Below are 19,746 nucleotides of genomic sequence, written 5' to 3'. Positions count from 1 at the left end.
CCTTTAAACAAGCATTATTCTTTAAGTATTGCCCTTGAGATGACTAATTTTTGGATTTCGGAGGTCCCTTCGCCAATTGTACAAAGCTTGGAATCCCTAAAGAATTTTTCGACCGGAAAATCCTTTGTATATCCATATCCTCCAAAAATCTGTATAGCTTCTGTGGCAGCGTGAACACAAACCTCAGATGCATAATACTTAGCCATGGCGGATTCTTTAGACATTGGTCTTCCCTCATCTTTCATTTTACCTGCCTGCCGTGTTAAAAGTTCTGCAGCTTCAATTTTAACTGACATATCTGCTAATTTGAAGCCAATGCCCTGGAATTGAGAAATAGGCTGACCGAATTGTTGTCTTTCCTTAGAATATTGAACTGCGGCTTCATAACTACCTTTTGCAATTCCCAAGGCAAGAGCTGCAATGGATATTCTACCCCCATCCAACACTTTCATGGCTTGTTTAAAACCATCTCCAACTTTGCCCAAAACCTGTGATTCATGAATTTTGCATTGATCAAAAATCATTTCGGCGGTTTCGGACGCTCTCATCCCTAGTTTATTCTCTTTTTTGCCTCCACTAAATCCAGGGGTACCTCTTTCAACTATAAATGCAGTCATCCCATTACTGTCCAGTAGTTCACCGGTTCTAGCGATTACTACAGCAACATCACCACTTATGCCATGAGTGATCCAGTTTTTCGTCCCATCGAGTATCCAATGATCACCATCCTTTTTAGCTACACATTGCATTCTGATGGCATCTGAACCAGTATTTGCCTCTGTGAGTCCCCAGGCACCAATCCATTCACCAGTGGCCAGTTTTGGGAGATATTTCGATTTTTGGTCTTCGTTGCCAAAAGCCAAGATGTGACCGGTACACAGGGAATTGTGGGCAGCAACTGACAAACCAATAGAGCTGCAAACTTTAGTAATTTCTTCAATAACAGTGATATATGCTTGATATCCTAGCCCAACACCTCCATATTTCTCAGGTACTAAAACACCTAAAAATCCATGTCTGCCAAGATTTTTCATAGTCTCTACTGGAAAATGCTGGGTTTCATCCCATTCCATTACGTGAGGTCTTATATATTGTTCTGCAAAGTCACGAGCACTCTGTTTGATAAGGTGAATTTGATCTGTATGTTGAATGGGCATTTATTTGTTTTTGCAAAAATAGAATAATCCTCTGTCTTCTAAAAGACAAAGGATTAATGTTATCTTAAAAAATTGCCTCTACTCTTGGCGTAAAATAAATGTGGGCCAAATTTTTATTCTTTCGAATGAATTTCACCATTCCCCAATTTTTTGATGTTGAGCTTAGGTGAACCTTTATAGTTAATCTCTCCATTTCCGGTTAGATCGATATCAAGACTGTTTGAACAATTTATATCAATATTTCCTGATCCCAATAAATTAGCTTTGCCGGTCTGTCCCAATGTTTCAGTTAGGTCGATGTCGCCGCTTCCAGATAGAGTGGCTGAAATTTGATTTGATTTGCCGATGTTGCTAATCTCACCTGAGCCTAATAGGGATGCGTCTAGAGTTTCTGAATTAAATCGCCCTTCAATACTTCCGCTCCCAGTAAGAAGCAATTTAGAAGAGGCACAGTAGAAGGAATCTTGCATTATTATATTTCCAGACCCTAATAGAGTAATGTCATTTAAGGTATTGCAATAAATCTTTATGACCAAACCTACTGAACTGTAATTTTGGATATTTTCTTTCAAGCTTATAGTTAAAGTTGAGTCCTTGATTTCCAATAATAAGCTTTCAATAAGCGAAGAATCTCCATCCAACTGGATAGAATCAGGACCCTTATATATAGAAATGTCAAAATTTGATGAGATGTCTAATTTGGTGAAAGATCCTAATTTGGTGTTTCTTACAATTTTGTTCCCTGATTGAATTTTGATTTGGACTTTTTCATAAAATTTGCTGTATTGGATCAGACCCAGAATTGATGCACACACAATAAATAATGCAGTTGAAAGTAATTTGTTGCTGGTTTTCATATTGGTGAAATCTGTAATAAATTTAAAAATGAATGATGTAACGTTGACTAATTATGAATGCTTTGATAAATTGATTCAAATTCTTTGATGCCAATTCCCAATAATTTCATTTGTTTGATAGTCTCTGGTATGGTTACTTTGATTAATTCATCCCTTTTGATGGACAATGTTTTTTCATAAACCTTGTCACAAAGGAAAAATCCAATTCCTCTTTTTTGAACAATTATATCTTCGTCTTGTAGCCATTGATAACTGCGTTGAACCGTATTTGGATTCACTTGAACAGAAAGAGCTAATTCTCTAACTGAAGGGACACGTTCTCCGTCAGATATTTTCTTTTGGAGAATATCTTCTAACAGCACATCGGCTATTTGGAGATAGATGGGTTGTTGTTTATGGAAATCCATTTTACAATTGTTTTTCACTTAATTTAAATAAACTAACAGTCATAAAAAATATGAATGTTACTACACCGGTTATCTTTCTTACTAATTGGGATTCAAAAAATATATCCCCATTTATACTAACATTTGGGCCATCTTCAGCCATTATCATTCCAGTAAAATATTCATGATAGATGATTCTGAAACATAGAAATGAGAATAGCGCTAAAAATATCAATAATACAAAAAGTCCAAAAGTGGTTTTAAGTATTGATGCTTTTGGCATCCAAACTGATCCGAGTATGTAAACACTTTGGACTAAAATAATATTTAAAAGAAATTGCCAAATAACTTTTAAATCTATGTTAGTGTAATCCAACTTATCTTGGATAAATAGATTTGTAAAAAATGTAATTATTTTGGAATAACCAACATAAGATACAATATATAGGATTGGAATCAACAGAGAAATTACCGTCCATTTCGAAAGTAGTTTTTCTAAGGCTGATGCAGGAACGCTGAGATAATTTTGTTTGCTAGTGGTTTGAATAAATTCAGAAAAGCAAAGGCTTGCAAATATTACTCCCATAATTGCCAAATTGACAATTAATGTTTCAGTAGTGAATAAATTTTTATGATTGCTTTGAGAAAATAATTGCAATATCATTGGTACCGAAAGGCCACCCAGAATACTTAAAAAGACAATAAGAATTGTATTTTTTTTATAATTCCATTCTCTTTTTAACAAATTTAAAAATCTGGCAGGAGAAAATATAAATAAACTTGATTTCATTTTGATTAATTTTTTGAATTTGAGTGAATGGCTTTATGTTTTTCTAGAATTTTTATGATTTCCTCTTTTTTAATAAGGATTGCATTAAACAATGCTTCAACGTCAACATTAGAGAATTCATCGTGATTATTTTCTCTAATAGTAATGTAACCACCACTTATACGTTCACTATACAATACATCCTTTGGTTCGGCCAGCGTGTTGTGAACTTCAAATACAAGAGCATCGGCAATTTCTTCCAAAGAGTAATTGAATACTACTTGTCCTTCATCAATGATTAATATTGGATCTATCAAATTCACCATATCTCGGACTTGATGTGTAGAAATAATAATCATCCTTTCATTCAGCATTGCTTCTGTTATGAGCTTTCTAAATTGGGATTTGGAAGGTATGTCTAAACCATTTGTAGGCTCATCAAGAATGACAATTCTTGCATTGCTGGCTAAGGCAAAACTTAACATCACTTTCTTCTTTTGTCCAAAGGATAATTTGTCCAACTTTAAACTACCCTCCAGGCTGAATTCGGTTATTAGTTTAAAAAATTGATCAAAGTCAAAATTTGGATAGAAGGGGGCGTAGGTATAGAGGAAAGCAATAATTGAAAGGTTCGGAATATAGGGTTCTTCCTGTACAAAACAGATATCAGCCAACATCTCCGGATGTCTATCTGCTGCTGGATAACCCATAATGTCTACTGTGCCTGCAGTTGGAAATATTAACCCATTTATAAGCCGTAGTAAGGTAGTTTTACCCGCACCATTTTTCCCAAGTAGCCCATAAATATTACCTGCATTTAGGTTTAATTCAAGATCCTTAAAAATACTTTTGCCCTTTTTGTATTGGAAACTGACATTTTGCAAATGAATCATAACTATTGATTTAGTGTATTAAATAACTAATACACTACAAAAGTAGTATGATGTATTTATATTATCCAAATATTTTAAACAATTTTTAAAAATATTTTTATAATATATATATAATTAGCACTAAATCACTTAGTTGTGTAGTATTATGAAAATTATTTTTTTAGAGTCGGCTAAGGATTGTTCATTTTAGCGCTTTGGTGTTGGATGGATTCAATATGAATGGCTTCTGTGAGTGAAAAAATGAATTCTTGACTAAGATTGCTTTTTTCTGCTTCAACTAAAAGTCTTGAAACTATTTCTGCCCATCTTTCAGGTTGGAAAATGGATATTTCTTCATTTCTTTTTTCAATGCCAATGGCATCTGCCATTTGCATACGTTTTGCCAATAAACTTATGATTTCCTTATCTATATAATCTATCTCCTTCCTGATTTCTGAAATTTTATTATTATATAGATAATTGCTGGATTGAGTTTTTCTTTTAATGAGCTGGTCAAGTACAAATTTCTTTAAAAATGCAGGGGTGACTTGTTGATCGGAATCACTTAATGCTTGTAATGGATCTGGGTGCACCTCAACCATAAGACCATCATAATTTAAATCCATAGCAATTTGTGCTATTTCTTGCAGATGCGCAGGGTTACCACTTATATGACTGACGTCTGCTATCATTTGAATTTCCGGCAATTTCCTCTTCAATTCAATTGGGATCTGCCACCTTGGCACATTTCTGTAGATTGAATTGCCATAAAAGGAAAAGCCTCTATGAATTGCAGCAATCCTTTCAAGTCCGGCCTTATAAAATCTTTCTATCGCTCCCAGCCAAAGAAAAAGGTCTGGATTAAGCGGATTTTTTATCATGACAGGAACATTAGTTCCTTTCAGAGCATCTGCTATTTCCTGAACATAAAAAGGGTTGACTGTAGTCCTTGCTCCAACCCAAAGCACATCAATCCCTGCTTTAAGGCATTTTTCAACGTGTTCTTGATTGGCCACTTCAGTACATACTTTAATATTAAAGTCTTTCTTGATTTGAATAAGCCACTCCAGTGCTTCTTCTCCTTTTCCTTCAAATGATCCCGGGCGAGTCCTTGGTTTCCAAACTCCAGCTCTCAACAAATCCGGCTTAAGGTCCATAGTTTGGGTACAAACACTTGATAATTGTTCATAGGACTCGGCGCTGCAAGGACCTAAAATAAGAATTTTCTGATCTTTCGGAATTTCAAATACTGGTTTTGTTTGCAATACACTTTTTTTAGTTCTACAAATTAAATGTAAAAAGCTCGCATTTGTTTATAATGATTTTCAATTCAAATAGTGATATTCGCCTTTTATCAAAAATTGAATATGCGCGTAATAGGAATTTTACTGTTGTTACTAATAATTAATATCAACTTAAATAGTCAAAACAGACCTGCTTCTCTGATTCTTGAGGACCTAAAGGGCCTGAAAGTAGTGGGCTCAGTGTTATATATAGCGGCACATCCTGATGATGAAAATACCAGGTTGATAAGTTATCTCTCTAATGATCTAAAACTAAGAACCGGTTATATTTCCATGACCCGGGGCGATGGAGGTCAAAATCTTATAGGTTCTGAGCTGGATGAATTTTTAGGTGTGATCAGAACTCATGAGTTGTTGAGAGCCAGAGAAATTGATGGGGGTATACAATTTTTTACCAGAGCAAATGATTTTGGATATTCAAAGAATGCTGAAGAAACTTTTTCGATTTGGGACAAAGATTCAGTTTTGCTTGATTTAGTGCACTTAATTAGAACTTTTAAGCCTGACGTAATTATCAATCGATTTGACCATCGGACCAGTGGTAAGACCCACGGACACCATACAGCTTCTGCCATACTTGGCATGGAAGCCTTTGATTTAGCAAGAAATAGTTTATATAGGAGAGATCTTTTGGATCTACCTGAGCCAGTTCGTGTTGATAGAATTTTTTTCAATACCTCCTATTTTTTCTTTGGATCAAAAGAAAAGTTTGATGCTGCTGATAAATCAAATTTGTATTTATTGGACATTGGCAGCTATTACCCGGCTTCCGGGTTGTCAAACGGAGAGATCTCCGCCCAAAGTAGAAGCATGCATAAATCGCAAGGATTTGGAATTAACTCAGTAAGGGGGACACAATTGGAATATTTTGAAAGACTTGATGCCAAAAAGGCTCCAGGGGAGGCCTCGCCGTTTGATGGTCTGAACTTCAGCTGGTCAAGATTTAATGGAGGTGGAAATCTGGATAAAGTATTAGAGGAATTGATTAATCAATTCGATGTGTCGGCTCCATACAAGAGCATCCCATTACTTCAGAAAGCGGAACAATACCTTGAGGATATCAATGCAGGAGTTTATAAGGAGGTTAAGCTAAAGAAAATCAGAGAATTAATTTTTGAATGTGCAGGTATTTTTGCCGAAGCCTTTATTGATAGGCAGTCAATTTCAAATGGAGTTGAAGTCAGACTCAATAACGAAATCATTTCTCGATCGATAGGTATTACCTTGGATAAAATTGAAATATGGCCAGGATTAGGCGATAGTACATTTCAGAAATTGCTCATAAGCAATAATCCATTGTATTGGCGCAGGGATATTGAGCTGACGGGAATTTCTCAAACGGCGCCTTTTTGGCTCAGGTATGGACGCGATAAAGGCATGTATAGAGTGGATGAGACAGGTTTGAGAAATTTGCCGGTTACTGCGCCAACCTTTAAAGTTAGATTTAAGATTAAAATTTTTAACAAGTCATATGATATTGACAGGCCAGTAATCTATAAAAATGATGATCCTGTTATAGGTGAAGTGAGGCAACCAGCGGATGTATTGCCTTTAGTAACTGTAATGCCGACCGATCAATTGGTCTTGATCAATAAAGATAAACCGGTAAAATTTAATTTTACGATTAAATCAAATGGTAATAATCAAAATGGAAAAATAAGATTCAGGATTCCGGAAGGAATTGTTGTTTCTCCATCTGAAATTGATTTTCATCTTGAAAAACCTGGTGATGAAAAAATATTTGAATTGTATATTCAAACTCATGATATCAGGAACACAATCAAAGAAATTTCAATGGAAGTTGGAGGTGAGCCTCTTTATTTTCAACAATCAATACGATATGGTCATATTCCCTGGTTGAATGTAATGACACCCGCAAAAATTAAGGTAACTGTTTGTGAATTAAAAATTAAGCCTAAAAGAGTAGCATACATCGATGGGGCAGGGGATAATGTGGACGAAGCATTGGTGAAAATGGGTTTTAAATTGGATGTAGTAAAAGCAAAGGATTTGTGGAATATTAATAAAAATAATTACGATGTAATTGTTTTTGGAATTAGGGCTTTTAATACCTGCGAAGAATTAGCAAAGTCCAAGGAGTTTTTAGAAAATTTTGCAAGAAATGGTGGTAAAGTAATATTTCAATACAACACAGGACATGAGCTGGTTACACAGAATTTTTTAGGCGAAGATTTTAAAATTTCAAGAAACCGAGTTACAAATGAGTCTTCTCCGGTAAAAATTTTAATGCCCATGCATAAAATTTTATCAGATCCCAACAAAATTAATGAGCATGATTTTGATGATTGGGTTCAGGAACGAGGTTTGTACTTTCCGGGAAGTTATCCAAAAGAATTTGAAGAGATTTTGTCAATGAGTGACTCAGGGGAACCTCCTTTGAATTCAGGGTTGTTGTGTAAAAAAATTGGTAAAGGGTACCTTATTTATACCTCACTTTCATGGTTCAGGCAATTGCCTGCAGGTGTTCCGGGTGCGTATAGATTATTTGCCAATATAATTTCATTTTAAAATGGAAAAATCTTTTATTAAGTATGGCTTGATTCTAATTATTGGGTTGGCGGTTGCTATTATTTTTTTGTACATGCTTACAAATGCTTATTCAAGTTGATTTATGAGTTGGATAGATTGGTTTGTTTTGATAGCTACCCTTTCATTTATAGTAATATATGGATGGTATAAATCACGATCTCAGCACGATTTAAATAGTTATATTCTTGGAGAACAAAATTCAGTTTGGTGGAAGGTTTGCCTTGGCGTTATGGCAACTCAAGCTAGTGCCATCACATTTATCAGTACAACAGGACAAGGATTTTCTGATGGTCTAAGATTTGTACAATTCTATTTTGGATTACCATTGGCGATGTTTGTTATCATAGTGGTTTTTATTCCTGCATTTTATAAGCTAAAAGTATTTACAGCATATGAATATCTTGAACAAAGGTTTGATTTAAAGACCAGATTATTTGCTGCAATTATATTTTTAATTCAAAGAGGTTTGGCAGCAGGCATTACACTCTATGCACCTGCCATCATTTTGTCGACTGTATTAGGCTGGAATTTACAATTGACTCAATTGGTTACCGGCTTATTGGTGATTTTATATACGGTAAGTGGCGGATCAAAGGCGGTAACGGTGACTCAAACTCAACAAATGGCTGTTATCTTGTTGGGTATGGCATTTATATTTGGGTTCTTGATTTATTCCATGCCTGTAAATTTTACCTTTGACAGAACACTTGAATTAGCAGGTTGGAATGGTAAAATGCAAGGTATAGATTTTAGTTTTAATTTTCAGGACAGGTATAATTTTTGGGCAGGAATAACAGGGGGCTTTTTTTTAGCTTTAGCCTATTTTGGAACAGATCAATCACAGGTTCAAAGATATTTGAGTGGCCGGAATATTCGGCAAAGTCAGCTTGGTTTGCTATTTAATGGCTTACTCAAAATACCCATGCAGATTTTTATTTTGATGTGTGGGGTTTTGCTATTTTGTTTTTTTCAATTTGAAAGAACACCTATTTCTTTTAATTCAAAAGTTGAGCAAGATTTAAAATTGAATTCTCCGGAAAAGTATAAAATTTGGAGTTGGGAATTGAACCAACTACATAATACTAGAATCAATCTCCTTCAAAAAGATAATATTAATAAGGAAGAAATTGTTTCTTTAAATATTGCGCAAAGAAATATAAGAGAAGATGTCCAAACTTATGTAAGGGATTCTGGGGCAAAAGTTGAGGCAAATGATAAAGACTATATTTTTTTATATTACATTCTGAACTATTTGCCCAAGGGGTTTATTGGTTTGTTACTTGCAGTAATATTTTGTGCCGCCATGTCAAGTATTTCAGCAGAATTAAATGCTTTAGCAGGTACAACATCCATTGACATACAAAAAAGGCTATTCCAGTCATCATCAGGGATGTTAAGCGATTTACAGTGGTCAAGATTGTTTACTGTTTTTTGGGGAGTATTGGCAATCTCATTTGCTTTTTATGCAAACTTGTTTGAGAACTTGATACAGTTTATTAACATCATTGGGTCTCTTTTTTATGGAAGTGTACTTGGTATTTTTCTTGTTGCTTTTATTTTTCCCAGAGTGAATGGCAACAGCGTTTTTTTGGCTGCTTGCTTGGCTCAAATAACAGTGTTTATTCTGTTTTTTACCCAAGATATTGGGTTTCTTTGGTTTAATGTGATTGCATCTGGGATTGTAACTTTTGTTAGTTTATGTCTAAGTATTTTTTTTAAGAAAAAAAATATTGGATAAGAGATCCTTTATTGATAAAATATTAATTTTGAATTGATAGATATAATTATAATAAGTCAGCAATTGTATAATATCTATTCCTGCAAATAAATTATTTATATGGACCGTTTCTGGTTAAAACTAATTGCTGTTTTATTTTTTATGCTTTTAAGCTTAAGCTACAATAGGCTTATTTTTGTATTGTTAGAATACTTTAATGGTTTTAAAATTTCTTTTACTGCAGCAAGTAAAGCCATGGCATATGGTTTGTATATGGATTTTTCAGTATGGTCAATTGAAGTAGCTGCTATTTTAATTGGGCTGGTTTTCGTTTCAATGTTTAAAAAAGTATATGTAAAGAATGTTATTAATACTTTAGGTTTTACTTTTCTTGCGTTAAATTCAATTGTTTATGCAATAGATTCAGTTCTTTATCCTGAATGGGGATTTAGAATCGATTATACTTTTTTTACTTATCTTGATAGAACAAATGAGGGCATTCATTTTATTTCAATTGAGACAATTTCAAAATTTATAATTGCTGTTTTACTATTCAATTTGCCTATCGCATTTTTTTATTTTCTAAGAGTTAAGAACACTTCAGGACCTAAATTTGGAATAATTACATTCATAAGCATTTTTCTTTCCTTAGGCATCTTGGTTATTCCTTTGCGTGGAGGAGTTGGATTAAGCCCTTTAAATCCTGGCACTGTTTACCATAGCAAGGACATGTATGCCAATCATATTGCCTTGCATCCAATTTGGAATATACTGTATACCTATTCACATAATAAAAGTATCAGTCCAAAAAGAGAGCTTATAAATCCTGTCCTTGCAGATAGTTTATTTAAAGAGCTGAATTTCAAAGGTGTTGCGAATGATAAGTTTATTGATTCAGAAAGACCTAATATGCTTTTTTTATTATTGGAGAGTTTTACAGCCAATATGATTAATCAGAGTCATGCTGGGAAGGAAATCCTTCCTGGTTTGAATCGGTGGATTAAAAAGGGAGTTTATTTTGATCAGGTATATGCCTCCGGAGACCGCACAGACAAAGGTCTTGCTGCGATATACAGTGCATACCCTGCACAACCGCAGAGTTCGATTATCAAAATCCCATCTAAAGCTGAACGGCTCCCTTCATTGAGTAAGACACTTGCTAAGTATCAGTATAATTGTTCTTTTTTTTACGGAGGAGATATTGATTTTGCAGGAATGAAGACATATTTACTTGCCAGTGGTATTGATAGAATTATTAGTAAAAAGGATTTTAATCCTAATACCTACAATGCCAAATGGGGTGTTCATGATCATATATTATTGGATCGAGTGAGGAAGGATATTTATTTCGAAAAATCACCCTTTTTAATGAGTGTATTAACCTTGTCCAGTCATCCACCTTATGATATTCCAGAAGATGACTATTGGGCAGAAAAGGATGATGCCTCTGTTTTTGTTAATTCAGCTCATTACACAGATAAATATCTCACGTTATTTTTGGATTCCCTGGAAAATAGCCCAGTTTGGAAAAACCTACTTGTCATAATTGTAGCGGATCATGGGGCCCGATTTCCTATTGATATAAGTTACTCTTCTCCTGAAAAATTTTACATTCCGTTACTTTATACTGGTGGAGTTGTTAAGATGGATACCATTTTGCATAGGGTCTGTTCTCAAACTGATATAGTCGCCACAATATTGGCGCAAATGAATATAGATTCAAAGGAATTTATATTTAGTAACAATTCTTTCAGATCTGATACTTCAGGGTTTGCTTTTTACACCTTTAACAATGGTTGTGGCTGGGTAGATAGTGAGGGACAAAGAGTTATTTCAAATGATAATAATCAAGTAATATTGAATAGAGGACAATGTTTATATTCTGACAAATTCCTTTTATCTTATTTTCAAAAGCTTATGGACGATTTTGACCATAAATAATATCTAGACGCTTTAATAATACCCAAATTTGTATGGCTTCAAGTTAAATTTTATTTATCTGTATGAAGCATTGATATCCAAATACTAAATAATTGGACATTTAAGTATGGTATGATTCTTAATTTAGAAATCGGCCCTTGACAATTTATTGAGTATAAACCACACATTTTAATTTGGTATAGGTATAATATTTTTTCTTATTGTTTTCTAAATAAATATACAATTTCGAACCATGTTCTTGTTGGTCCGGATAATCAATTTTGAGATGATATTGGAAGTTAAGTTGATCAAAAGGAAAATAAAGACTTGTTTTGCTAAAGCTGCTGTCACAGCCATCTTTCCATTCATAACTGATTTGAGGAAAGGATTCAGCATCGCTTAATCTATCTAAGGACAGATCAAGGAATAGACTTTTTTTATTTCCTACATCAATTGTAGCAATCGGATGCCTTGACATATTGCTCTTGACGGTATCCGTTTTAAATTGATTCAATAGAACATTTTGTTTAAAAAAATTAAAATATATACTGTCTGGCATTAATTTGAAGTATAAGCTAGCATTCTTACTTGCGGCTCTAAAAGTGTTAAGTTTTTTTCTGAGTTGATCAAGTAAAGCTTTATCATAAATTTCACGAATGCGCATGTCTTTATTTACTTTGAAAAGATATTTATCATTATATAAGTAGTATCCATTTGAATAGAAATCAACTATTTGTCGATTGTCATTCATAAAGGCATATTCACCTTTGATGTCAAAATTTTCACTAAAATTTATTTTTGATCCTAATGCTGTTGAATATTCAGGGACCTCTATTTTAAAGTTGCTTTTCAGATAACCCAATACCGTTTCATATATATCTAAATGTGAGCTGAACCCCTCAAAATGTTTAGCTTCTTTCAATTTCGGGGAATAAATTATCATGGGTACTTTGTACTTCGTAAATGCATTTTCAATAGGCAATTCTGTCATTGGATGATCACCTGTCAATATAAAAATGGTGTTTTCAAAATCCGGCCTTTTCTTAAATTCGTTAAACAATATTCTATAAGCGTCATCCACATTGTACAAGGTCAGATAGAATCTTTGATATTTTTCAAAATGAATCCTGTCATTTCTATTTGTTAGTTTCTTTAACTCCTCAGTATATTTTTCATGATATCCCATAGAGTCCTTTACTATAAAAGGGGAGTGAGAAGTTCCTGTAAACAATATATCTAACCTTGGTTTATTGATTAAGCTATCTGTTGAAATTAAGTATTGGCGAAAAAGATCAATGTCATTATATCCCCAAATATATCTTTCTTCGCCAACCGTTATTGGTGAAAATTTTTTTTGAAATTCATCTTTGTCAATTATTCTTCCGGTATTGTTGAATTCGTAAAAATGTTTCTTATTATGAAACCAGGCCCCTTGGCCATAATAAAAACTTGTTAAGTAGTTATTTTTATTCAGCACATTCATTAATGAAAAATGATAAGGATAGGTCTGCATAAGTGTAAAGCCCATTTCACCATAGGGCAAAGATGCACTAATACAAGGGTTAGCAGCGAATGACCTTTCCCCGAGTGTCAGAAAGTTATTCCAGTATAGGCTCACTTTTGATAGACTGTCCAGGAAAGGCATAAAATGTATTCCATTAATTGGATGAATGAAATATTCTGATAGACTTTCTGTAATTAAAATGACGATATTGGGCTGAGTCTTAAACTTATTGAGGAATGGTCCAAATTTGTCTTCATCATTAAAGTGATGTAAAAATGGGTAGTCTGGAGCAATGGATCCTTCTCTTGGAAATTGTTTCTGGTATAGCATAGATAAGGCCACAACAGGTGGTTCAAAATACACCGAAGTTTTTGAAAGAATGGTTTTAGAGTAAAAGTGAAAGGACTTATTGGTAAACAAGTCCCGGGAAACCGGAATTTTGGCAAATTCTTTAAATAAGCTAAATGCTAAAAGGAATCCAAAACCAAAAATGAAAGAAAATTTAAACCATTTACTGGAACATCGAATAGATTTAAGTGAATATTGAAGAATGGTCCATAATAAGGTGCTTAAAAAAACTGCAATCAATATTCTTTTCAAAGTTACACCTGAAGTTGCATAGGAGAAAGCTACTTCACTGGGTTGGTGGTTAAATAAAAAAATATCCAAAGGCCTCATTTGGTAGAAAAAATATTCCAAAATGATCAAATGGCCTATGACAAAGAGAAACAGGGTGTTTTCAAAAATTCTGATACCCAATTTATTTTTTTGCCTGAACAAGAAACTATACAGTGGATAGGTAATCCCTAATATCCCCAGTGCAAGAAGCAAGTCCATTATGGTACCTAAAGCTTCAGATTTCCAAAGTTTGTTGGGATTAAATAATTGGTTAAGTACTAATGATTCGTAAATTCTCAACGTAAACAAGAAGAAAATGGCCATCAGACATAGGGCCATGAAGGCCTCCCACGAATGCATGGCCTTGGCCGTTCTTAAAGGCTTAAATCCTTTGATTGGCTTTATTAGTCTTCCTTTGAGTTTCATGTAATATTAACTAAACCTTCTCATTCAGGTAAATAACACCGTTTTCCCAACCCTTTATAAAAATACTGCCAAATTTATGGTAGAAATTCTTTGCTGATTCGTTCCAATCTAAAACTTGCCACTTTACCATTTTTGCGTCATGAGCCTTGGCATGGTTAAGAACTTCTTCGAACAACATTTTGCCAATTTCTTTTCCTCTATGGTCTTCTTTAACGTAAAGGTCCTCCAAATAGATCGTAAACCCATTCCAGGTGGAAAAATAAGAAAAAAAAAGGGCCATACCAACAATGCCCTGGCCTGTAACTTCTGCTACAAATCCATCAAAAATCCCCTTTTCATAATTGGATTCGAAATCTTCAGGACAAGTTTTAACTGCGCTCGCTGACTTTTCAAAAACAGCAAGTTCCATCACGAGATCAAATATACTCGATGAATCAGCTTTGTTTATTTTTCGGAGGGTAATCATGGTTTTTTATCTAATTTGTTGTTAAGCTGCAAAGCTATTGATAAAAATCTTTATCTGATTTTGTGAATATTGAAAAGTATATTACCTTTGCGTCTCCTTATGGAATAGGTATGTCTATAAGGTATTGATTTTGAACTTAATAAGTTTTTATACCAAAAGATAAAGAGATATTAAAGTATGCCTACAATTAACCAGTTAATCCGAAAAGGACGCGAAATAGTTGAATACAAGAGCAAATCAAGGGCTCTTCAGTCAAATCCTCAGAAAAGGGGAGTCTGTACCCGTGTTTATACAACAACGCCAAAAAAACCAAACTCTGCATTGAGAAAGGTGGCTAAAGTGCGTTTGGTTAACGGAATAGAGGTAATTTGTTACATACCAGGAGAGGGTCATAACCTCCAGGAGCACTCCATCGTGTTGGTGAGAGGAGGTAGAGTAAAAGACCTTCCGGGAGTTCGTTATACGATAGTAAGAGGTGCTCTTGATACTGCTGGAGTAAACAACCGTAAGAAAAGCAGGTCTAAATATGGCTCTAAACGTCCAAAAAAATAAATCAACCATTAAGCTGATATTAAATAATGAGAAAGCATAAACCAAAGAAGAGAATTTTGGAACCGGATCCTAGGTTTGGTGATACTATGGTTACCCAATTTGTAAATAATATGCTTTGGCAGGGTAAAAAGAGTACTGCGTACAGCATTTTCTATTCTGCGATGGATCAAGTGGAAACAAAAACCACAGAAAATCCGCATGAAGTATGGAAAAGAGCTTTAGGTAACGTGATGCCGCATATTGAGGTGAGACCTAAAAGAATTGGGGGCGCTACGTTTCAAATACCTATGGAAATGAGGCCATCCAGGAAGCTTTCCATTGGAATTAAATGGTTAATTAAGTATTCTAGGGCCAGAGCAGGCAAAGGTATGGCTGATAAATTAGCTGCTGAAGTGATAGCTGCTGCAAAAGGGGAGGGTGCTGCTGTTAAAAAGAAAGAAGATACCCATAAAATGGCTGAATCAAACAGAGCCTTTGCACATTTTAAAGTTTAATATTCAAAAAAAATGGCTAAAGATTTAAGATACCTCAGAAATATTGGAATTGCTGCACACATCGATGCAGGCAAGACAACTACTACTGAACGTATTTTGTACTATACGGGTTTGACTCACAAGATTGGAGAAGTTCATGATGGAGCGGCTACAATGGATTGGATGGCTCAAGAGCAAGAGAGAGGTATTACTATTACTTCTGCTGCCACCCAAACAAATTGGAGTTGGAAAGATCAACCTTATATTGTAAATATTATTGACACCCCTGGGCACGTTGACTTCACAGTTGAAGTGAATCGCTCATTAAGGGTTCTTGACGGTCTAGTATTTTTATTTAGCGCGGTTGATGGAGTTGAGCCACAATCAGAAACGAACTGGAGATTAGCCGATAATTATAAGGTGCCGAGATTGGGATTTGTAAATAAAATGGACAGGCAAGGTGCTGACTTTTTTATGGTTGTCAACCAAGTCAAAAAGATGTTAGGGTCCAATGCAGTCCCGCTTCAAGTTCCTATAGGTGCAGAAGAACATTTTTCTGGTGTTGTTGACCTTATCACCAACAAGGCAATTATTTGGGATGAGGAGTCTAGAGGAATGACCTATAAGGAAATTCCGATTCCTGAGGATATTAAAGAAACCGTTCAAGAATATCGTCAGCAACTAATAGAAAATATTGCGGAATATGATGATGATCTCTTGGTGAAATTTTTTGATGATCCGGAATCCATCACTGAAGAAGAAATGATAAATGCGATTCGCGCCGCAGTTTGTGACATGAAATTTGTCCCAATGATGTGCGGTTCGGCATTCAAAAATAAAGGGGTACAAGCTGTGTTAGATGCTGTGTGTGCCTTTCTGCCTAGTCCATTGGATGTTGAAGCGGTAAAAGGTATAAACCCTAAAAATGATGAGGAACTGATTAGAAGACCATCTGTTGATGATCCTTTTTCTGCTCTTGCTTTCAAAGTTGCCACAGATCCATTTGTAGGTCGTTTGGTGTTTATTCGGGTCTATTCAGGAAGACTTGATGCCGGATCTTACGTTATGAAAGTTCGTTCAGAGAAGGATAAGATAACTACCGATAAAGAGCGTATATCTCGATTGTTTTTAATGCATGCAAATGACAGAAAATCAATTGAATACGTAGAGGCAGGAGATATTGCAGCGGCGGTAGGATTCAAAGATATTAAGACCGGAGATACCTTATGTGACGAAGCCCATCCAATTATTTTGGAAGCGATGAATTTTCCTGAGCCGGTAATTTCCATTGCGGTAGAACCTAAGACTCAAAAAGATCAGGATAAATTGGGGATGTCCTTGGCTAAATTAGCAGAAGAAGATCCTACATTCAGGGTATTTACAGATGAGAATACAGGCCAAACCATTATAAGTGGTATGGGGGAGTTGCATCTTGAAATTATTGTAGACAGGTTGCGAAGGGAGTTTAACGTTGAATGTAATCAAGGTGCTCCACAGGTTAATTACAAAGAGTCACTAACCAAAACGATCGAACACAGAGAAAGGTTAAAAAAGCAAACTGGAGGGTCTGGATTGTTTGCCGATATGGCTTTCAGCATAGGGCCTGCGGATGAGGAATTTGTAAACAGTGAAGAATTCAAAGCAGGAAAATCCAGAATGCAATTTGTGTGGGATATTTTTGGAGGAGCAATTGATAAATCTTACATGCCTGCCATCACCAAAGGTTTTGAGTCAATGATGAATCAAGGTATTTTGGCCGGATATAATATCGAAAGCATGAAAATCCGTGTTTATGACGGTTCCATGCATGCTGTGGATTCCAAGCCTCAGGCATTTGAATTGTGTGCTAAAGATGGATTCAGAGAGGCAGCTCCTAAGACAGGTCCACAAATTCTTGAGCCAATCATGAAATTGGAAGTAATTACTCCGGAAGACTATGTAGGTCCTGTAATTGGTGACCTCAACAGGAGGAGAGGGTTGCCCAAAGGGCAGGAACCAAGAATGGGTGGGGCTGTTGCGATACAAGCTGAAGTTCCACTTTCAGAAATGTTTGGTTATGTAACTCAGTTAAGGACCATCACTTCAGGAAGGGCAAGTTCTACCATGGAGTTTTCACATTATTCTCCTGTGCCGAAGCAAATTGCAGAAGATGTAATTGCAAAGGCTAAAGGAAACGTAAAAGTTTAAAATTAACATAAATTAAATATCAGGCATGAATCAAAAAATTCGGATAAAGCTCCGGTCTTATGACCACAATTTGGTGGACAAAAGTACCGAGAAGATTGTCAAAACTGTTCGCAATAGCGGTGCAGTTGTTGCCGGTCCGATTCCGCTGCCAACTGAGAAAGAAATATTTACCGTGTTGCGTTCTCCGCACGTAAATAAGAAAGCTCGTGAGCAGTTTCAGCTTCGGACACATAAGCGTTTAATCGAGATCTACACACCGACTCCTAAGACAGTCGATGCGTTGTCAAAACTCGAACTGCCCAGCGGCGTTGACATACAAGTTAAGTTATCCTAATTTATTATTGTACTAAAAATTATTTTTTAGTATCTGGGTTCCTAATTGGACTCCAGGTGCTGGGAATTAACAATAAAACTTATTAACCGTGAATGGAATAATCGGAACAAAGGTTGGAATGACAAGCATCTATGCTGCAGATGGTAAAGCCATTGCATGTACAGTTGTGGAAGCATCTCCTAACGTCGTAACCCAAGTCAAAACAGAAGATTCGGATGGATATTCTGCACTACAAGTGTCATATGGTGAGGCACGGGCAAAAAATGCCAATAAAGCTATCACAGGTCACTTCTTAAAATCAAATACGACCCCAAAGAAGAAGTCTTTGGAGTTTAAGAATATTCCTGGAAATAAAAACCTAGGAGAGGAAATCAGCATATCTGATATTTTTACTGAAGGAGATACAGTTCATGCCATCGGATTTACCAAGGGTAAAGGTTTTCAGGGTGTTGTAAAAAGGCACGGATTTGGGGGTGTTCAAAACGCAACTCACGGTCAGCATAACAGAGGCAGGGCTCCCGGGTCAATCGGTGCTTCCTCTTACCCATCAAAAGTTGTAAAAGGATTAAGAATGGCTGGTCGCCAAGGAGTTGAGCAGGTGAAAGTCAAGAATCTTAAAATCGCTAAAATATTAGGAGAAAAAAATCTATTGTTGATTCGAGGTGCAATTCCCGGTCACAAAGGATCTATTGTTGTCATCGAAAAAAGCACTAAGTAATGAAGATTGATGTTCTAAATACTCAGGGGCAAAATACAGGAAGGAGTGTAGATCTTCCGGAATCCATTTTTGGAATTGAGCCAAATACCCATGTCATTTATCTGGCAGTGAAGGAGTACTTAGCCAATCAAAGGCAAGGTACTCATGATTCAACTGAACGAGGTGATGTACACCGTACTACTAAAAAGTTTAAAAGACAAAAAGGTACAGGTGGGGCTAGAGCCGGGTCGTTGAAGAATCCTATGTTTAAAGGAGGAGGACGTGCTTTTGGACCTCATCCAAGGGATTACTCCCAAAAACTAAACAAGAAGGTTAAAGTTTTGGCTAGAAAATCTGCACTTTCTCAATTGCTTACCAACAACAAAATTAAAGTTGTGGAAGATTTTAGTTTTGCTAAGCCAAAAACAAGTGAGTTCCTGAATATTTTAAAAAATCTTGGGTTATCAACTTCTAAAACCTTAGTAGTAACTCCAGACCACAATGAAACAACATTTCTTTCTGGCAGGAATCTGGCTAAAACAAAGTTGAAAGTTGCTGCTGATTTAAGTACATATGAAATGTTAAATTGTCAGACACTTTTATTGACTGAATCAAGTATTCAAAAAATTACAGAAACTTTAAGCTAATAGTCATGACCAAACAAATTTTAGTAAGACCAGTCATTACAGAGAAAGCTGAAAAGCTCTCTTCTAAGCGCAATCAATATACATTCATTGTACATAGAGATAGTAATAAGATTGAAATTCAGAAAAGTGTGGCAGCCACTTACAACGTGAAAGTTGAATCAGTTAATACTTTGGTCATAGCCGGAAAGTCAGTGGTAAGAAATACAAAACGTGCTGTTTTAAAAGGCAGAAAGCCAGCTTACAAGAAAGCTGTAGTTACACTTGCTGCCGGGGAAGAAATTAATATTTTTAGTGAAGAGTAAAACTAAGC

At 35.4% G+C, this 19,746-nt stretch carries 18 protein-coding genes; 10 read left to right on the top strand and 8 right to left on the bottom strand.

The window, feature by feature from the left end:
* Positions 1-14: 14 nt before the first annotated feature.
* From IPJ53_11245 to IPJ53_11220, 6 genes are all read right to left on the bottom strand, one after another.
* Complete coding sequence (locus IPJ53_11245; GenBank protein ID MBK7799682.1) at positions 15-1,157, bottom strand: acyl-CoA dehydrogenase family protein; 1,143 nt, start codon at positions 1,155-1,157, stop codon at positions 15-17.
* Between the two features lie 113 nt (positions 1,158-1,270).
* Positions 1,271-2,014, bottom strand: coding sequence for a DUF2807 domain-containing protein (locus IPJ53_11240; GenBank protein MBK7799681.1), 744 nt, complete (start codon positions 2,012-2,014; stop codon positions 1,271-1,273).
* Positions 2,015-2,061: 47 nt separating this feature from the next.
* Complete coding sequence (locus tag IPJ53_11235; GenBank protein ID MBK7799680.1) at positions 2,062-2,421, bottom strand: GntR family transcriptional regulator; 360 nt, start codon at positions 2,419-2,421, stop codon at positions 2,062-2,064.
* A 1-nt stretch (position 2,422) separates the two neighbouring features.
* The gene (locus IPJ53_11230; GenBank protein MBK7799679.1) at positions 2,423-3,190 is read right to left on the bottom strand and encodes a hypothetical protein; all 768 of its coding nucleotides are present in this window, start codon (positions 3,188-3,190) and stop codon (positions 2,423-2,425) included.
* A 5-nt stretch (positions 3,191-3,195) separates the two neighbouring features.
* Complete coding sequence (locus IPJ53_11225) at positions 3,196-4,062, bottom strand: ABC transporter ATP-binding protein (GenBank protein ID MBK7799678.1); 867 nt, start codon at positions 4,060-4,062, stop codon at positions 3,196-3,198.
* Positions 4,063-4,232: 170 nt separating this feature from the next.
* A complete protein-coding gene (locus IPJ53_11220; GenBank protein MBK7799677.1) occupies positions 4,233-5,306 on the bottom strand; it encodes a bifunctional 3-deoxy-7-phosphoheptulonate synthase/chorismate mutase type II in 1,074 nt (357 codons plus the stop codon).
* Between the two features lie 102 nt (positions 5,307-5,408).
* On the opposite strand from IPJ53_11220, the gene IPJ53_11215 reads away from it, so the two are divergent.
* The 3 genes from IPJ53_11215 to IPJ53_11205 all read left to right on the top strand — a co-directional run bounded on the left by IPJ53_11215 (position 5,409) and on the right by IPJ53_11205 (position 11,553).
* Positions 5,409-7,874, top strand: coding sequence for a PIG-L family deacetylase (locus IPJ53_11215; protein ID MBK7799676.1), 2,466 nt, complete (start codon positions 5,409-5,411; stop codon positions 7,872-7,874).
* Between the two features lie 103 nt (positions 7,875-7,977).
* Positions 7,978-9,633: a sodium:solute symporter gene (locus IPJ53_11210; protein ID MBK7799675.1), complete on the top strand. Its 1,656-nt coding sequence runs from the start codon at positions 7,978-7,980 to the stop codon at positions 9,631-9,633.
* 99 nt (positions 9,634-9,732) lie between these two features.
* Positions 9,733-11,553: a sulfatase-like hydrolase/transferase gene (locus IPJ53_11205; protein ID MBK7799674.1), complete on the top strand. Its 1,821-nt coding sequence runs from the start codon at positions 9,733-9,735 to the stop codon at positions 11,551-11,553.
* 145 nt (positions 11,554-11,698) lie between these two features.
* Here IPJ53_11205 and IPJ53_11200 read toward each other — a convergent pair whose 3' ends face one another.
* Together IPJ53_11200 and IPJ53_11195 are read right to left on the bottom strand one after the other, a co-directional pair.
* On the bottom strand, positions 11,699-14,080 hold the full coding sequence (locus tag IPJ53_11200; protein MBK7799673.1) for an LTA synthase family protein: 2,382 nt from the start codon (positions 14,078-14,080) through the stop codon (positions 11,699-11,701).
* 10 nt (positions 14,081-14,090) lie between these two features.
* Complete coding sequence (locus IPJ53_11195; GenBank protein MBK7799672.1) at positions 14,091-14,546, bottom strand: GNAT family N-acetyltransferase; 456 nt, start codon at positions 14,544-14,546, stop codon at positions 14,091-14,093.
* A 177-nt stretch (positions 14,547-14,723) separates the two neighbouring features.
* Here IPJ53_11195 and IPJ53_11190 point away from each other — a divergent pair, with 177 nt between their 5' ends.
* The 7 genes from IPJ53_11190 (at position 14,724) to rplW (ending at position 19,738) form a co-directional block, all read left to right on the top strand.
* On the top strand, positions 14,724-15,098 hold the full coding sequence (locus IPJ53_11190) for a 30S ribosomal protein S12 (GenBank protein ID MBK7799671.1): 375 nt from the start codon (positions 14,724-14,726) through the stop codon (positions 15,096-15,098).
* Positions 15,099-15,124: 26 nt separating this feature from the next.
* A complete protein-coding gene (gene rpsG / locus IPJ53_11185) occupies positions 15,125-15,592 on the top strand; it encodes a 30S ribosomal protein S7 (protein ID MBK7799670.1) in 468 nt (155 codons plus the stop codon).
* A gap of 12 nt (positions 15,593-15,604) precedes the next feature.
* Positions 15,605-17,758 carry an elongation factor G gene (fusA, locus tag IPJ53_11180; protein MBK7799669.1) on the top strand — a complete coding sequence of 718 codons (2,154 nt, stop codon included), beginning with the start codon at positions 15,605-15,607 and terminating at the stop codon, positions 17,756-17,758.
* Between the two features lie 25 nt (positions 17,759-17,783).
* Positions 17,784-18,092 (top strand): 30S ribosomal protein S10, encoded by a 309-nt coding sequence (gene rpsJ, locus IPJ53_11175; protein ID MBK7799668.1) that lies wholly within the window; start codon positions 17,784-17,786, stop codon positions 18,090-18,092.
* A gap of 88 nt (positions 18,093-18,180) precedes the next feature.
* Positions 18,181-18,810, top strand: coding sequence for a 50S ribosomal protein L3 (gene rplC, locus IPJ53_11170; protein ID MBK7799667.1), 630 nt, complete (start codon positions 18,181-18,183; stop codon positions 18,808-18,810).
* Positions 18,810-19,436, top strand: a complete 627-nt coding sequence (gene rplD, locus IPJ53_11165) for a 50S ribosomal protein L4 (protein ID MBK7799666.1) — start codon at positions 18,810-18,812, stop codon at positions 19,434-19,436. Before rplC ends, rplD begins: the two co-directional genes overlap by 1 nt.
* Positions 19,437-19,441: 5 nt before the next feature.
* Positions 19,442-19,738, top strand: coding sequence for a 50S ribosomal protein L23 (rplW, locus tag IPJ53_11160; protein MBK7799665.1), 297 nt, complete (start codon positions 19,442-19,444; stop codon positions 19,736-19,738).
* Positions 19,739-19,746: the final 8 nt, after the last annotated feature.

Origin of the sequence: Candidatus Vicinibacter affinis (assembly GCA_016714365.1) — a bacterium.
In the GTDB taxonomy this organism is placed as follows: Bacteria; Bacteroidota; Bacteroidia; order Chitinophagales; family Saprospiraceae; genus Vicinibacter; species Vicinibacter affinis.
This window is presented reverse-complemented; position numbering and strand designations above follow the sequence as displayed.

What these genes read in the sequence shown, in the direction of transcription:
- IPJ53_11205 (MBK7799674.1), top strand. Translation starts at nt 9,733, where the DNA reads ATGGACCGTTTCTGGTTAAAACTAATTGCTGTTTTATTTTTTATGCTT.
- IPJ53_11235 (MBK7799680.1), bottom strand. Translation starts at nt 2,421, where the DNA reads ATGGATTTCCATAAACAACAACCCATCTATCTCCAAATAGCCGATGTG.
- IPJ53_11230 (MBK7799679.1), bottom strand. Translation starts at nt 3,190, where the DNA reads ATGAAATCAAGTTTATTTATATTTTCTCCTGCCAGATTTTTAAATTTG.
- IPJ53_11195 (MBK7799672.1), bottom strand. Translation starts at nt 14,546, where the DNA reads ATGATTACCCTCCGAAAAATAAACAAAGCTGATTCATCGAGTATATTT.
- fusA (MBK7799669.1), top strand. Translation starts at nt 15,605, where the DNA reads ATGGCTAAAGATTTAAGATACCTCAGAAATATTGGAATTGCTGCACAC.
- IPJ53_11190 (MBK7799671.1), top strand. Translation starts at nt 14,724, where the DNA reads ATGCCTACAATTAACCAGTTAATCCGAAAAGGACGCGAAATAGTTGAA.
- IPJ53_11245 (MBK7799682.1), bottom strand. Translation starts at nt 1,157, where the DNA reads ATGCCCATTCAACATACAGATCAAATTCACCTTATCAAACAGAGTGCT.
- IPJ53_11240 (MBK7799681.1), bottom strand. Translation starts at nt 2,014, where the DNA reads ATGAAAACCAGCAACAAATTACTTTCAACTGCATTATTTATTGTGTGT.
- rplD (MBK7799666.1), top strand. Translation starts at nt 18,810, where the DNA reads ATGAAGATTGATGTTCTAAATACTCAGGGGCAAAATACAGGAAGGAGT.
- rpsG (MBK7799670.1), top strand. Translation starts at nt 15,125, where the DNA reads ATGAGAAAGCATAAACCAAAGAAGAGAATTTTGGAACCGGATCCTAGG.
- IPJ53_11215 (MBK7799676.1), top strand. Translation starts at nt 5,409, where the DNA reads ATGCGCGTAATAGGAATTTTACTGTTGTTACTAATAATTAATATCAAC.
- rplW (MBK7799665.1), top strand. Translation starts at nt 19,442, where the DNA reads ATGACCAAACAAATTTTAGTAAGACCAGTCATTACAGAGAAAGCTGAA.
- IPJ53_11210 (MBK7799675.1), top strand. Translation starts at nt 7,978, where the DNA reads ATGAGTTGGATAGATTGGTTTGTTTTGATAGCTACCCTTTCATTTATA.
- IPJ53_11225 (MBK7799678.1), bottom strand. Translation starts at nt 4,062, where the DNA reads ATGATTCATTTGCAAAATGTCAGTTTCCAATACAAAAAGGGCAAAAGT.
- rpsJ (MBK7799668.1), top strand. Translation starts at nt 17,784, where the DNA reads ATGAATCAAAAAATTCGGATAAAGCTCCGGTCTTATGACCACAATTTG.
- IPJ53_11200 (MBK7799673.1), bottom strand. Translation starts at nt 14,080, where the DNA reads ATGAAACTCAAAGGAAGACTAATAAAGCCAATCAAAGGATTTAAGCCT.